Genomic DNA, 15231 nt, shown 5'->3' on the forward strand with positions numbered 1-15231 from the left:
CACCCATAACAAGGACGACAAGCGTGATCCTGCGATGCGCCACACCAGGGAGGGTGCGATGCGTTCTCCTGTGTGCTTTTCCGCATCTCGACTCCTACGCCGCCATCGCGGCGGTGAAGGTCACGGCTGTCCGTTCCGTGTTGGCCACCGGGTCACAGAACCCGGAGCGCCGTTTACCTTGAGGAGCAGGTCTTGAATCACATCTATCGGCTGGTATGGAACCGTCGGCTGGGCGCCTGGCAGGCGGCGTCGGAGCTGGCAACGCAATCGCGCGGTGGGCGTTCGTCAGTGGGCGGGGTGGCGAGCCGTATTGCCGCCTGTGGGGCGGCGCTCTTCGCGCTTTCCGGGTTGAGCACGGCGGTGCAGGCAGGTTGCACGCAGAGCTCCCCGATCATGGTCAGCTGTAGTGGCGCGGCCAATCCGCTGTTGCCCCATTACGGCAACGCTGCGGACAACCTTGATGTCACCGTGGCGGCGGGAGGCTCGCTGGGCGTCCTGTTAGGCAGCGGCGGCACCGCGCTGCAGTTGACGGGCAATAATGTGACGTTGAGGAACTACGGCATTATCGATCCGAGCGCGCTGGGGCCCATCGCCATCCAGTCGACGGGAGTGGTCGTGGGTAACGCCAACGGAAGTATTGTCACCATCAGCAACTCTGGAGTCATTGCTGGAGCACGGGGCCAGGAGAGCGCCTCGACGAACACCCTGAGCGGCCTGGCAATGCTCGTGCAGAATGGCAGCGGTGGTACTACCCAGGTGATCAATACGGGAATGATCATGGCCCGTTCGATTGATGGCGTGGCGCAGGCGGACGGGGATATGGCGGCTATTGCCATCGTCGGCGGTAGCGCAGTGGATTTCGTCAACGACCAGGGTGCGACCATCTCCGGCCGCGTCGCACTGCAGTCCCCCGGGATACTTGGCGTCGGTAACCGCTTCGCCAACGCCGGAGAAATCCGCGGCAGCGTTTACCTGGGCGCCGACGGCCGCAATACCTTCACCGCCGTGACAGGCTCGTCTATCACTGCCGGAGGCAGCACGACGGATACCATCCCCGTCGATGGCATGAACGGCTTGAGCTTCGCCAAGGCCGGCACGGTCGAGGCGGGTGGCTACAACAATACCCTGGTGCTGCAGAACGTCCTGCCTTCGGCCGGGACCGGGTCCGGAACAGCGGGTTCGGGTTCGGCTTCGGGCGACACCTATCTGAATTTCCAGGATCTGCAGGTCAACAGCGGCACCTGGACCCTGACCGGCCGCGCGCTGGTGCCAGGGGCGTCGGTGGAGCTCAACGGCGGCGCAGTGATCCTGGCGACCGGCACCGAGTTGGGTCAGGGTGACATCCAGGCCAAGGGCGGCACGCTGATCAGTTCTCTGGGCGACGTGACGATGAGCAACCCGTTCATTCTGGGCCTGGGCGGGCTGACGCTGGCGGGGACCAACAACTACACCCTCAGCGGCAGTATCGGCGGTACGGGTGGCCTGAATATCACGGCTCCGGTGGTCTCCCTGAGTGGGGTGAACGCCGGCCTTTCCGGCAATATCCAGGTCGGCGCCAGCTCGACCCTGGTCGGCAACACGGACAGCATCAGAGGCAACCTCGTCAACAGCGGCACCGTGACCTTCAACCAGTCTTCCAATGGCACCTATTCCGGCGCAATGTCCGGCACGGGAGCGTTGGTCAAGTCCGGCACCGGCACCTTGACACTCAGTGGCAACAATACCAGCAGCGGTGCCACCAGAGTTGCCGCCGGTACATTGGTAGTGCGCCCTGGCGGACTGTCGAGTGGGGCCCTTAGCCTGAGCAGCGGCACCGTACTGGACCTGGGCCAGGCCGGCCCTCAGACGGTGGCAGCGCTGAGTGGTGTTGGCGGCTCTATCTTGCTGGGCGCGAACGTACTGACCGTCGATAGCAACCTTTCCACGACTTATCTGGGTGATATCTCCGGGTCGGGGCAGTTGGTGAAGCAGGGTGCGGGCGACCTGACGCTCTACGGCAACTACCTGGCCGGCGGTGTCACCGTCAATGGCGGGACGCTGGCTCTCAATACGATCAGCAACCCGAACCTGATGGCCACAGTGAATACCAGCGCCACGCTGAACCTGTCGTCGCAGCCTGGCCAATCCCTGGGGTCGTTGGTTGGCGGCACTGGCAGCGAGGTGGCACTGGGGGCCAGTACCCTGTCCCTGGCATCAGGCAATTACGCGGGTGTCATCAGCGGTGCGGGCGGGCAGTTGAACAAGGTGGGCAGCGGCACCCTGACCCTCAATGGCATCAACACCTACACCGGCGACACCCAGGTTACGGGCGGCAGCTTGCTGGTCGGTGACAGCAGTCATGCATCGGCGCGCGTCGAAGGTCCGATCTCCGTTTCCAGCGGCGCTTCGCTGGGTGGCTTCGGCACCGTGGCTGGCAACGTCGATGTGGCCTCGGGCGGTCATCTTGCTTCGGGTGCCCCAGTCGGGGTGTTCACCATCGACGGCGACCTGACCATGCGCCAGGGCAGCCAGGCGGACTTCAGCCTGGGTGCCTCGGGTGGAACCTCCACGCCGGGGGCCAGCCACAGCGTCTCGGTGACCGGTGACCTGAATCTGCAGGGTGCCCAGTTGAACCTGACCAATGCGGGCGGCTATGGCCCGGGCATCTACCGGCTGTTCGACTGGGGCGGCACACTGACCATGAGTAACGGCGGCGGTCTCCTTCCACCGCCGGGGCCGACCCTGCAGATCCTGACTGGCGCCAGGCAGATCAACCTGATCAATCCGGCCAGCCTCTCGCTCAACTTCTGGAACGCCGATGGCCTTGCCAGCGCATCGCAGATGGGCGGCGGCACCGGCGTCTGGTCGCAGGCCGGTGCGAACTGGACCGACGCCACGGGCAGCACCACCGCGTGGCGCAATCCCAACGACGCGTTTTCCATCTTCGGCGGTGCGGCCGGTACGGTGACCGTCGATAACAGCAGTGGCGCCATCGCGGCGCAGGGCATTCAGTTCGCCAGCGACGGCTATCACCTGGTCGGCGATAACCTGGCGCTGACCGGCGCCACTCCGGGCGCCCTGGGCGAAGTGCGGGTCGGCGACGGCAGCCAGGTGTCGAGCGCCTGGACAGCTTCTGTCGACAATTCGCTGACCGGCGCCGGTATCGACAAGACCGGGCTGGGCACCCTGGTGCTCAGCGGCGTTAACGCTTACACGCAGAGCACGCGCCTGAGCCTGGGTACATTGTCGGTTTCCAGCGACGCCAACCTCGGCGCATCCTCCGCCAATCTCGACTTCGAGGGTGGCACCCTGCGCGTCACCGGCAACGGTTTCCAGAGCACGGCGCGCAACGTCGTGTTTGGGGGCGCCGGTGGTGGCCTGGACATCGCTGATGCCAGCAATACCTTCACCCTCGGCCAGGTGCTTGCCGGCGGCGGCGCACTGACCAAGCTCGGCGACGGCACCCTGGTGCTGGGCGGCAACAACAGCTACACCGGTGGCACGCTGATCAGCGCAGGGACGCTCAGTGGTTCGGCCGGCAGCTTCGGCAGCGGAGCGATCGTCGACAACGCGACGCTGGTAGTCGATGAGGCCAGCGATGCCACGCTCGCCAACGCGATATCCGGCAGCGGCTCGTTGACCAAGACCGGTGCCGGCAACCTGACCCTGGGCAGCAACAGCTACAGCGGCGGCACACTGATCAGCGCGGGGACGCTCAGCGGCACGGCGGAGAGCTTCGGCAGCGGCGCCATCACCAACAATGCACGGCTGATCCTGGACCAGGCCAGCAACGCCAGCTTCGCCAACGCCATGTCCGGCAGCGGCAGCCTGGTCAAGCGCGGAGCCGGTGCCCTGGTGCTGGAGAGCGACTCCAGCGTCGCTGGCGGCACCCAGGTGGAGGATGGGCGTCTGGTCGTCGGCGGTAGCGCGGGCTCCACTGCGCGCTTGACCAGCAATGTGGACGTCGCCGGTAACGCTACCCTTGGTGGCCATGGCGTCATCGACGGCAACGTCACCCTCGCCAATGGTGCGAAATTGGCGCCGGGCAACTCCATCGGCACGCTGACCGTGGATGGCGACGTAACCTTGGGCGCCGGCTCGACCCTGGAGATCGAGAACGCTCCGGACGGCAGCGCCGACCGCCTGGTTTCCACCGGCACAGTCACTCTGAACGGTGCGAACCTCAGCGTCCTGGCCGAGTCCGGTACCTGGAAGCCCAGCTCCAGCTACGCCATCATCCAGGCTGCCGCGTTGCAGGGCACTTTCGCCAACCTCACCAGCAACCTGCCATTCCTCGATGCATCGCTGCAGTACTCGGCCACTGGCGTCACCCTGGTGATGGAGCGCAACGACACCACCTTCGTTTCCGTGGCTCAGACGGGCAACCAGCGGGCGGTCGCCGGGGTCATCGACCCCGCTGTTGGCAAGGCGCTCTGGAGCGAGATGTCCGGGCTCAGTGCCGAGCAGGCGCGGCGTGCCTATGACAGCCTGTCCGGCGAGATGCATGCCAGCGCGCGGACGGCGCTGTTCGACGACAGTCGTCAGGTGCGCGAGGCGCTCACCGACCGCCTGTATGAGGCGCGCCAGGACGGCGCCGGCAACGCTCTGGAGGTCTGGATCAAGGGCTACGGCGGGGCCAGCGACAGCGACGGCACCCAGGGTGCCGCCAGCCTGGACCGCAACAGCCAGGGCATGCTGGTTGGCGCGGACCTGGCGCTGAACGACACCTGGCGCCTGGGCCTGGCCACAGGCTACGGCACGGCTGACCTGGACGTCGATGCGCGGAATTCCTCGGCCGACGTCTCCAGCACCACCCTTGCGGCCTACCTGGGCGGCCAGTGGGATGCCCTTGGCCTGCGCCTGGGCGTGGCCCGCACCTGGAACGATCTGGACACTCGTCGCGATGTGACGGTGGGCAGCCAGCAGCAGAAGCTCAAGGCCAGCTACGACGCCGATACCACGCAGGTGTTTGGTGAGCTGGGCTACCGCCTGCGGCTCGCCGAGCTGGAGCTGGAACCTTTCGCGGGCATCGCCCATGTCGAGGTACACAGCGACAGCTTCAACGAGCATGGTGGCGAAGCCGCGCTGCACGGTGGCAGCGAAACCGATCGGGTCGACTACACCAGCCTGGGCCTGCGTGCCAAGGCACCGCTCGGCACGTTGTTCGATCGCCCGCTGGCGCTGTCCACCAGCCTGGCCTGGCAGCACGCGCTGGATGTGCCGGAGGACGAGAGCCGGATGACCCTCGGCGACTACGGCAGCTTCAGTGTCACGGGTGTTCCGCTGGCACGCGACACTGCGGTGGGGCGTGTCGGCGTCAGCCTGCAACTGGCGCCGCAGGCCAGCGTCGAGCTGGGCTATTCCGGCCAGACCGGCGACGGTAGCCGCGACAATGCGGCGCGACTGGGGCTGAACATCGCCTTCTGAGTCATGCCGGGGCGCGGCAGCGCGCCCCGGTTACCGCTCCAGGCCAAGGCGCTGATGCCACTGTGCGCTGGCCTTCCTCGCGGATCTTCGCGTGGTAGATGCTGAGGTGCACGGCGCCGCAGTGGCAGGAACCTTCGAGCAGCATGGCTTCCCTGCTGATCCGGTTGGCAGTGGGATTGTCTGACGAAGGACACTGCAGCGTATGGGGGATCCCATCGAAGTGCCCCGGCGGGACTGCCTTCGCCCCGTGCAGTAGACTAGCCGCCCGCCCAGCGACGGACTCTGCCCATGCTCCGGAATTTCACCGACCTCGACCTGCGCCTGCTGCGTATCTTCGCCTCCGTGGTGAAGTGTGGCGGCTTCACGGCCGCGCAGGCCGAGCTGAACATGAGCCAGTCGAACATCAGCATGCACATCGGCAGCCTGGAGAAGCGCCTGGGCTATCGGTTGTGCGAGCGCGGCAAGGGTGGGTTCCGCCTGACGGCGAAGGGCCAACGGATTCTCGAGGCGTCGGAGGCGATGTTCGATGCCATCGGGCTGTTCCGCGACCAGGCACAGGCGCTGTCGGGCAAGCTGGTGGGCGAGCTCTACCTGGGCCTGGCGGACAACGTGACGACACTGCCGCAGGCGCGTTTCGACGAGACCCTGGCAGCGTTCCATGGCCGCGAGCAGGACGTGCAACTGAATCTCTTCGTCAATTCCCCCACCGAGCTGGAACTGGCGGTGATCGACGGTCAGCTCGATCTGGCGGTGTCCTATTTCAGTCGCTCGCGCCCGACATTGGATTACCTGCCGCTCTACGCCGAAGAGATCGGCGTGTTCTGCGGCGCGCGCCATCCACTGTTCGCCACCTGCGAGCCGAGTGCGGCGCAGATCGCCGAGTGCAATTGGGTGATGCACGGCTTCCTGCCGCAGGACCAGGCGCTGCCGTTCCGCCCCGAGCGCAGCAGCGCCACCGCGCATCACATGGAGGCGGTGGCGCATGCCGTGCTGGCCGGCACGCACTTGGGCTACCTGCCGACCCACTACGCGAACATCTGGGTCGAGCGCGGCAAGATGAAACCGCTGCTACCGCAGACGCTGTGCTACGAGGTGACGCACAGCATGATCACCCATGCCGGACGGCCCCGTAGCGAGGCCGCCCGCGCATTCATCGAAGACCTGCTGAGCGTGCACGGACTGTCGGTCTAGCCGAGCCGTCCGCCCAGCGCATCGAGGTAAATGCGCGAATAGTCATCCGCCTGCAGGGGCAGGGCGTTGGTTTCGGAGGAGGAGATGTCCGCCACCGCCTGTTCGCCTACCCACTGGGCGTCCTCGCCGGTCAGGCCGAGTTCCTTCAGCGTGTGGGGGATGCCGACTGCTGCGCGCAGCTCGAGCACCCAGGCGAGCAGTCCGTCGAAGCTCGCCTCCGGCAATTCCAGGTAGCGTGCCAGGCGCGTCGCGTCGGCTTCGATGGCCGTGCGGTTGGCGACCAGCACGTACGGCAGCAGCACCGCGTTCAGCAGGCCGTGGTGCTTGTGGTGCTTGGCGCCCAGTGGATGCGCCAGCGCATGCACGCCGCCGAGGCCCTTCTGGAACGCCACCGCCGCGCTGGCCGAGGCGACCAGCATGCCCTCGCGCGCCGCGAGGTCGGTACCGTTGTGCACGGCGCGCTGCAGGTGCTCCTTCACCAGGCGCACGCCTTCGATGGCCACACCGGCCGACATTGGGTGATAGAGCGGCGAGAACAGCGACTCCAGGTGATGAGTCAGCGCGTCCATGCCGGTGGCGGCGGTGAGGGACTTCGGCAGGCCGACGGTCAGTGCCGGGTCGAGGATCACCGAGCGGGCGAGCAGTTCGCGATGACCGACGACGATCTTGATGCCGCGCGCGGTATCGGTCAGCACCGCTTCGCGGCCCAGCTCGGAGCCGGTGCCGGCGGTGGTGGGAATGGCGATCAACGCGGGCAGGCCGAGGGCAGGGTGGTCACCGAGGGTCGGGTAGCGCTCGATCAGTTGCGACCATTCGAAATTGTGCAGGCCGTTCGCGTCGCGGCTGAGCAGGGCGATGCCCTTGGCGGCGTCGAGGGCGCTGCCGCCACCCAGGGCGATCAGCGAATCGTGGCCGCCTTCGGCCAGCACCTGGGCGCCGGCGGTGACTTCCTCCAGCGCGGGATTGCTGGAGATGCCGTGGAACAGCGCATGGTCGATGCCGGCCGCTTCCAGGCGACGGCGCACTTCGTGCAGCGGTGGCAGTTCGAGCATGCCGGGATCGGTGACCAGCAGCGGCTTGCGCATCCCGGCGAGGCGGCAGCGTTCGGCCAACTGGTCGAGGGCGCCGACGCCGCAGAGGATGTCGGTGGGGTAGTTCCAGTAGTTCAGGGTGGACATGACAAGCTCCGGATTTCAGGCATGGCCTGCCCGTGCCGGCTCGTGCAAAGCCAGCGGCGGGAGGATGTGGGAAACAGGGCGCCGGACAGGCCCGGCGCCAGGCGTTCAGGTGAGCGCTCAGCCGACGGCGCGGCCGGCGAAACTGAGGCTGGTGGCGATGCGGCGGTGCGGCTTGGCGATGAACAGGTAGGCCAGGCCGAACAGGGCGAGGGCGGAGAACACCACCACCACGGCCCAGACCTGGAACCAGGGCGCGCCGGGCGGGGCGAGCATTTCCCGCGGCCAGGCCACGTTGATTGCTTCGAATACCAGCCAGACCACGGCGATGACGTTCACCAGCAGGCCCTTGCGGCCCAGCTTCAGCGCGCCCTTGTCCGGGTCCCAGCGGCCGGTCAGGCGGGCATAGAGCGCGCTGGCGGCGACGATCAGGAAGACGAAGAAGAAGCCGCCGCTGCCGAAGGCGATCAGCGTGCCGACCGCCGTGGCGTTCAGCCCGAGGGCCAGGCCGAGGCTTGCCAGCAGGGTGCTGCAGACCATCGCGGCCATCGGCACCTTGCGCTTGTCCACCCGGCGCAGCAGGGCCGAGCCCGGCAGGATGGCGTCGCGGGCCATGCCGAAGATGGCGCGGCCGATGTAGGTCTGCACCGACACTACGCAGGCGATGAAGGCGACCAGCACGATGGCCACGAAGGGACGTTCCGCCCAGGCACCGAAGGCGTCCACGACGGCCGGGGTCACCGGGTCGATGATCTGCCCGCTGACCACCGCCGCCGGGTCCTTGAAGGACAGGGTCACGGCGAAGGCGGTGAGCATCACCGTCAGGCCCACCACCAGCATCGAACGCAGGATCGCGCGGGGCGTGGAGACTCGGGCGTCGGTGGTTTCCTCGGAAATCTGCGAGCAGGCGTCGAAGCCGAGGAAGGCCCAGCCGCCAACGGCCATGGCGGTGAGGAAGCCGGTCCAGTACGAACCGCCGGATGCTTCCAGCGCGCCGAGGCTGCTGAACAGCATCTCGAAGGAATGGTTGCGGAAGAACAGCAGCAACAGCACGCCGATACCGATGGACGCGATGGCCTCGGCGAAAATCCCGGCGTTGACGAAATACTTCAGCGGGTTGATGCCCAGCAGGTTGACCGCCAGGCCCAGCGCCAGCAGCGCGCCGCCGCAGAGCACCTGGGCGTTGGCCGATGGCGGCTGGCCGGTCACCAGCAGGCCGAGCCAGAAGCCGCCCAGGTAGGCCACTGTCGTCAGCGAGGCGAGGGCGGAGGCGAGGTAGAGGAAGCCGGTGAACCAGGCGGAGCGATCGCCGATCAGCCGGCGCACCCACTGGTAGCAGCCGCCGGCCAGCGGGAACTGCGAGGACAGCTCGGCGTACACCAGGGCCACCGTCAGCTGCAGCAGCAGGCACAGCGGCACGACCCACACCCAGGAAGGGCCGACGCTCATGGCGCCCAGGGACATCACCGAGTAGATACCGACGACCGGGGAAATGGTGGCGAAGCCGACGGAGAACGACGACCACAGGTTCAGGCCGCGGTCGAGCTCCTGGCGGTAGCCGTGGCTGGCCAGCAGGCCTTCGTCGCCTTCGGCGGTGTGGCGAAGGTCAGTCATGCCGACCTCCGGAAAATGCAGGTAACAGGGGATTCACGGCCAGGCAAAACGGGGCGAAGGCACATGGGAGATCCTCGGGGCAGTTGGAGTTGTTATCGAGAACCCGCGTCTCTGGGGACGACTGAGTGGCTGGCGCTATCGGTGCAGCGCGAGCCCAGAGTAGGGGCTGGCATCATCAGGAAAAATTCATATTTGATTGAACTGACATCAGTCAGGGCTGATGTATGGTTCGTTCGATGCCCGCTGCCGGTGTTGTGTGGCGTCTGTGCCGGGGATGCCATTGGGCCGCCGCCGCGCGGGGCGGCGGCGGATGGATACGAAGTAAACGAATGAGTACGCCGCTTGCCGGGCGAGCATTCAGCGGGAAAGCGCTTGCTCGCCAACGGATTGGGTGCGGTCTACCAGGCGAATGCTGTCGCGGCCGCCACGCTTGGAGTCATAGAGCGCCGCGTCGCCCTGTTCGATCAGCGCGGCCAGGCTGGCGGGCGGCTGGTCGAACAGATTGGCGCCGATGCTCAGGGTCACCGGAGCGGGGGTGTTGAACGTCTGCGAAGTGCTCTGGTGGAACTGGTCGCGCAAGGTCGCCCCCAGCGCTTCGACCCGCTCCTGGCGCACGTCGCTGAGCAGGATGACGAACTCGTCGCCGCCCAGCCGCGCCGCCAGCGCACCCTCGGGGAGCGCCGAGCGGATCATTTCGCTCAGTGTCACCAGCAGGCGATCCCCGGCAACGTGGCCGAAGAGGTCGTTGATCAGCTTGAAGTTGTCGATGTCGATCAGCAGCAGCGCGCCCGGTCGAGTAAGCGATACGTCTTCCAGCAGGCGTGGCGCACGCACTTCCAGTGCGCGGCGGTTGTACAGGGCGGTCAGCGGATCCCGCGCGGCGAGCCGGGCGATGCGCTTCTCGCGGCGGTAGCGTTCGCTGCCGGTCATCGACAGGGCGATCAGCATGACTGCCATCGCACCCTCTACCAGCGAAATCTGGATGATCTCGCCGCGGAAGGCCGCCAGGTCGATCAGCGCGCCGGGCGCCACGGCTGTCATCGCCTTGGCCAGATAGAAGGCGCCATGCACCAGCAGGACGTAGCGCAACTGCACGGCGCCCACGCTCAGTGACTTGCCGTGCGGGCGCAGCAGGTAGCTGGCGCGCAGCGAGAGCAGGGCGACCAGCAGCGAGTTGGCCATCAGCATGAGCTTCGACCATTGCGGCCCGTCCGGTAGCAGCAGGAGCGCGCTCCAGACGACCGCGATCAGCCACCAGCGCCGTGACAGGCGGGCCTCGGTGAAGCGCGCGACGCCCAGCAGGAAAAAGGTGTGGGCCAGCACCAGCAGGCCATTGGCGAACCAGATGCCGACCAGCAGGTGGCCGCTCATGCGCAACAGGGCGAGGGTCGAACCCACGGTGATGGTGGCGAAACCCGCGCTCCAGTAGAGCAGCGAGCGTTCGCGGACGCTGCGCCATTCGACCGCCAGGTACAGCGCGGCAGCCGCGGCGAGGGCGACCGTGATGGTCAGCATGGTGGGTGGATCGAGCGCCATAGAGGAACCGTACTGCAATTTCGGTGGGAAGCGATGATTGTAAGCGCCCGCGTGCTCGTTTCGCAGAGCCGGCGAGGCGGTCGGAATCAATCTTCTCGGCAGCGTCGCAGGAAACTTTGACGTTTTCTGCACGAGCGGTTGTACCGCTCGCCACCTCGTCGGGCCGTTGCCCGGCCATGCCGTCGAGTGAGCTCGCCCCGCTGATCGGTGGGTTCCTCGCGCGGGCTTTCAGGAGCGCCGATGGCGGTGTGCGCGACCGGCGCCCATGAGCTCCTCGTGGCGACCCGGGGCAGTCATGAGAAGGGCCGCGCAATGCGGCCCTTTTCATTTCTCACTCGAGGGCTCATCCCTCATTCCCGCACGTTGCGGTACAGCATCGCCCGCGAGGTCTCGTGCATGGCGCGGGTCAGCGTGGCAAGGCGTTCGAACTCTTCCGGGTGCTGCGCCGCGACGTTCTCCTTCGGCGTCGGCGAATAGATGTCGTGCAGCGTCGGCGAACTGCCGTCGTGCTGCATCTGCAGCAGAAAGCGCCGGGTAACGCCGCCGATGACCGGGAAGGTGCCCTCGCGCAAGACCAGCGGCACCACGCGCTCGCCTTCGGGAGCCGGCTGCAGCAGGTCGCGGCCCATGCCGCCGTTGTCGTAGGGCTTGCCGAGCAGGCCGAGCACGGTGGGCAGCAGATCCGCCAGGCCCACGGCTTCGTCGAATACGCGCGGCTGCAGGAAACCGGGCGCGTAGATCATCAGCGGCACGTTGTTGCTTTCCAGTCCGAGCTGCTCGAAGCCGGGCGCCATGTGCGGAATCTGGCTGATACGGGTGTTGTGGTCGCCAAAGAACACGAAGATGGTGTTGTCCAGGTAGCCATCGCGTTCGGCCATTTCCAGCAGCTTGCCGATGTTGAAGTCCAGCAGGCGTACCGCGTTGAACTGCGCCAGGCTGCGCGAGCCGGCGCGCTGTACCTCTTCCAGCGGCAGGTCGAGGGGCTGGAAGCCGTCGTTGTCCGCCGGAATGGTGAAGGGCCGGTGGTTGCCGGAAGTCTGCAGGTAGGCGAAGAACGGCTGGGCTTTGGGCACGGCGCCGAGGATGCCGGAGCTTTCCTTGAAGAAGTTCAGGTCGGAGATGCCCCAGACATCCACCAGCGGCGATTTCCAGTGGCGCTCCTCGAAGAGTTGTACGTCATCGATGCTGCGCTGGATCAGCGCGTTGATGTTCGCCCAACCGGCGTTGCCGCCGATCATGTAGAACTTCTCGTAGCCGTCCAGGGCATTGATCAGGCTGTGCTGCCGGGAGATCAGCGGGTTGCGCGTGGCGGTCTGCTCGCGGGTGACGTCGGGCACGCCGGTGACGCTCGCCCAGACGGTTTTCGCGGTGCCGGTCACCGGCACGTAGAAATGCCTGAAGAACCAGCCTTCGCGGGCGATACGGTCGAGGTTGGGCGTCGGGCCGAGCGGATTGCCGTAGGCGCCGACGGCGCTGGTGCCCAGCGATTCGAGCATGACGAAGACCACGTTCGGCCGCTTCCCCGCCGCCACCGCCGAAGGCTGCGCGGCCTGCTGGCGGCGGTAGTCGAGCGCCTGGCCATCGCCGTCGCGGATGCCGAGGTAGTTCGCCATCAGTGGATAGTGCCGGCGCGCCTGGTCCTCGTCGTACGCCACCGGGTCGATGCGCAAGGTGTCGTAGAGGAATACCACCGGGTTGAGCCCCAGTGCCGCGACCTGCGCGTCGCCGCTGTAGAAGGCGTCGCTCCAGCGCAGTGGCACCGGGTTCTCCAGGTTGAGGTTGTCGACGCGGCCGAGCAGGCCGAGGAATACCAGCACGGTGACGAACGCGGAGCCGGTGGCGACGGACCAGCGCGGGATTGCAGCGGCCGGGCGCTTCAGGGTGACGCGCTCCAGCCAGCGGAAACAGGCGACGGCCAGCGCGAGCGTGGCCAGCCAGCCGAGGGCGATCCACGCCACCGGGTAGGTCTGCCAGACCATTGCAGTGGAAATCTGCGCGTCCTCGACGAAGCGCAACACGGTCGCGTTGAGGCGTACGCCCAGGTACGCGTAGTGGCCGAAATCGACGATGTAGATCAGCAGCAACAGGCCCACGGCGAGCGCCAGGTAGGTGCGCGCGAGCCACAGCACGACACGACTGCGCAGCAGGTTCAGCCGCGGTAGCCACGCCACCAGTGCCAGTGGCAGGGCAACCAGCAGCGCCAGGCGCAGATCGAAGCGCAGGCCGATGCCCAGTGTGCGGACGACGTCGTCGTGGTCGCCGATGGCTGACCACGGCAGGCCGGAATAGCCCAGCAGGAACACACCGCGCAGCAGTGCGAAGAGGGTGAAGAGCATGGCGACGACCCCTGCGAGGTAGCGCAGGCGGCGGGAGCGAATCCAACTCATCGATCGGTCTCGGCGAAGTCCGCGGGGTGCGGGCGGCGCGCATGGCGCCGCTGTTGAAGAGCGGTCCGGGCTCGGCGGAAGGCGGCCAGGCCGGCCCATTTCAGGCACCAGGCCCAGGCGTAGAGCGACAGCAGCGGATCGATCAGGTAGTTCCAGTAGTTGCCGATTCCGTCGCCGCGCAGCGCGTAGGCCAGGGTGGCGAGCAGCAGCATCGCCGCGCCAGGACCGTTGCCGGTCAGCAGGAAGCCGAACGTCAGGACGGCCATGGCCAGCAGCAGCCAACCAGGCTCGTAGCCCCAGCGATACGGATCCAGGTAGCTCAGCCCCAGCGAGGCCGGGTAAAGCACCAGGGCCATCAGCGCGAGGACCAGCAACACGTCGCGTTGCTGCGCAGGGCGAATCCGCAGGACGCCGAAGCGCGCCAGGGTAAAACATGCCAAAAGGACCAGCAGGCTGATGGACACTTCATGGGTGAAGCTGCGTACCGCAACGGCCAGGGGCATGCCATCCACCGGCAGGAACGTCAGGCCGGTCGCCACGGCGAGTTTCAGCGCCTGCCAGCGGCGCGTCGTGCCGAAGGGCGCGGCCATCAGGAAGAGGAACAGGGCGAGCCCGAGGTGCGCTTGCCAGAGTGCGAGCATCATCGTTTTTCCTCCACCCAGGCATCGCTGAAGCTGACGTGCTTGATGAACGTGTCGTTCCACGAATAGACGAGGTGATATGCGCCAGCGGCGTCGCGGGCGAAGTAGGGATACTCGTACTCGAAGCGGCATTGGCCGGATTCGCACATGCGTTGGCTGACGCTGGCCAGGAAGGTCTGCTCGAGGCTGCCCGGCTGTTGCGCGTCGACGTTTTGCCAGGCCTTGCCGATCAGCGCGCGGAACACCTCCGGCGCCACCGGATCGCCCCAGGGGTCGGGGGATTCGTCGAGCTGCTCGATCAGCCGCCAGTCGCGTAGCTGGGCGTCGGTCTCGTAGAGCGTCAGGCGGAAACGGCCGTCTTCCAGGTCGTTCATCGCCACCAGCAGGTTGCCGTTGGCACGGCCCACGGCGGCGAGGGAAGAGTTGGGATTGCTGGGTTCCACCGGCACCGGTGCGCTCCAGCTCTGCCCGGCATCCAGGGTGTGGCTGGCCAGTACGCGGTGGTGTCGCTCACCGGCGTAGCGGAGGAGGGCGACGGCCCGCCGGCCATCCTGCGCGACCACGGTGGGTTGCAGTGAGTGTTTGCCCTTGCTGATGCGGAATTTGTCGCGCACGTCGCCCTCCGGGCCCAGGTAGAGGTACTCGGCGAACTTGCCCATGAACTCGTGGTAGACCGGCAGGCCGATGGAGCCGTCGCGATGGAATACCGGTGCGCCGCGCACCAGCGTGCTGAGGTTGAGGAAGGGCGTGGTCACCAACTGGCGCGGGGTGCTCCAGTGCTTGCCCAGGTCATCGGAGTACATCGCATTGATCGCGCTGCCGGCCCAGCCGCCTACCGAGACGGAGACGTAGAACAGCCACAGGCGGTTGTCCGGCGACAGCGCGACGACCGGATTGCCGAGCTTGCGGATGTTCTTGCGTACGGCCTGTTCGGTGCCCAGGCGGGTAGCCAGGACGCGCTCATCGGACCACTGCCGACTGATCGGATCGAACGTGGCCGCGCGAATCTGCACGTCGGCGGCGCCCTCGCGGCTGCCAGCGAACCAGGTGGCCATCAGCGCGCCGTTGGGCAATGTGGCGAGTGATGCGGAATGTACGAAGTCGCGCATGTCGGAGGACGCGAAACGCCGCGTCAGGCTGGCGGGTGCCGCGCCTGGCGCAGGCGACACCGCGCCCGGCGCGAAGTCGCTGACTTCGAAGGATGGCGACTGGTACCAGGCGAAGCCGAAGATGGCGACGACAAGCAGGGCAACGACGGATCGGATGGGCGAGATCATGGAA

General features: G+C 66.9%; 8 protein-coding genes. 2 read left to right on the forward strand and 6 right to left on the reverse strand.

From position 1 onward, the window contains the following. Nucleotides 1-192: 192 nt before the first annotated feature. Nucleotides 193-5406, forward strand: coding sequence for an autotransporter domain-containing protein (locus tag JVX91_RS16240; protein ID WP_205335224.1), 5214 nt, complete (start codon nucleotides 193-195; stop codon nucleotides 5404-5406). 288 nt (nucleotides 5407-5694) lie between these two features. Continuing rightward, complete coding sequence (locus JVX91_RS16245; RefSeq protein WP_205335225.1) at nucleotides 5695-6597, forward strand: LysR family transcriptional regulator; 903 nt, start codon at nucleotides 5695-5697, stop codon at nucleotides 6595-6597. Here the strand turns inward: JVX91_RS16245 and JVX91_RS16250 are convergent. The 6 genes from JVX91_RS16250 to JVX91_RS16275 all read right to left on the reverse strand — a co-directional run bounded on the left by JVX91_RS16250 (nucleotide 6594) and on the right by JVX91_RS16275 (nucleotide 15227). After that, nucleotides 6594-7775, reverse strand: coding sequence for an iron-containing alcohol dehydrogenase (locus JVX91_RS16250; RefSeq protein ID WP_205335226.1), 1182 nt, complete (start codon nucleotides 7773-7775; stop codon nucleotides 6594-6596). The two genes, JVX91_RS16245 and JVX91_RS16250, sit on opposite strands and share 4 nt — an antisense overlap. A 117-nt stretch (nucleotides 7776-7892) precedes the next feature. Further along, entirely contained in the window at nucleotides 7893-9386 is a 1494-nt protein-coding gene (locus JVX91_RS16255) for an APC family permease (protein ID WP_205335227.1), read from the reverse strand. Between the two features lie 357 nt (nucleotides 9387-9743). Next, a complete protein-coding gene (locus tag JVX91_RS16260) occupies nucleotides 9744-10922 on the reverse strand; it encodes a GGDEF domain-containing protein (RefSeq protein ID WP_205335228.1) in 1179 nt (392 codons plus the stop codon). Between the two features lie 350 nt (nucleotides 10923-11272). Then, nucleotides 11273-13309: an LTA synthase family protein gene (locus tag JVX91_RS16265; protein WP_205335229.1), complete on the reverse strand. Its 2037-nt coding sequence runs from the start codon at nucleotides 13307-13309 to the stop codon at nucleotides 11273-11275. Beyond that, complete coding sequence (locus tag JVX91_RS16270; RefSeq protein ID WP_205335230.1) at nucleotides 13306-13953, reverse strand: hypothetical protein; 648 nt, start codon at nucleotides 13951-13953, stop codon at nucleotides 13306-13308. The genes JVX91_RS16265 and JVX91_RS16270 overlap by 4 nt, the downstream gene beginning before the upstream one ends. After that, on the reverse strand, nucleotides 13950-15227 hold the full coding sequence (locus tag JVX91_RS16275) for a sialidase family protein (protein ID WP_205335231.1): 1278 nt from the start codon (nucleotides 15225-15227) through the stop codon (nucleotides 13950-13952). Before JVX91_RS16275 ends, JVX91_RS16270 begins: the two co-directional genes overlap by 4 nt. Nucleotides 15228-15231: the final 4 nt, after the last annotated feature.

This window comes from Pseudomonas sp. PDNC002 (assembly GCF_016919445.1).
Lineage (GTDB): Bacteria > Pseudomonadota > Gammaproteobacteria > Pseudomonadales > Pseudomonadaceae > Pseudomonas.

Excerpts from the sequence above, each read along its gene's own strand:
- JVX91_RS16245 (WP_205335225.1), top strand. The coding sequence starts at position 5,695 with ATGCTCCGGAATTTCACCGACCTCGACCTGCGCCTGCTGCGTATCTTC.
- JVX91_RS16265 (WP_205335229.1), bottom strand. The coding sequence starts at position 13,309 with ATGAGTTGGATTCGCTCCCGCCGCCTGCGCTACCTCGCAGGGGTCGTC.
- JVX91_RS16270 (WP_205335230.1), bottom strand. The coding sequence starts at position 13,953 with ATGATGCTCGCACTCTGGCAAGCGCACCTCGGGCTCGCCCTGTTCCTC.
- JVX91_RS16250 (WP_205335226.1), bottom strand. The coding sequence starts at position 7,775 with ATGTCCACCCTGAACTACTGGAACTACCCCACCGACATCCTCTGCGGC.
- JVX91_RS16275 (WP_205335231.1), bottom strand. The coding sequence starts at position 15,227 with ATGATCTCGCCCATCCGATCCGTCGTTGCCCTGCTTGTCGTCGCCATC.
- JVX91_RS16255 (WP_205335227.1), bottom strand. The coding sequence starts at position 9,386 with ATGACTGACCTTCGCCACACCGCCGAAGGCGACGAAGGCCTGCTGGCC.
- JVX91_RS16260 (WP_205335228.1), bottom strand. The coding sequence starts at position 10,922 with ATGGCGCTCGATCCACCCACCATGCTGACCATCACGGTCGCCCTCGCC.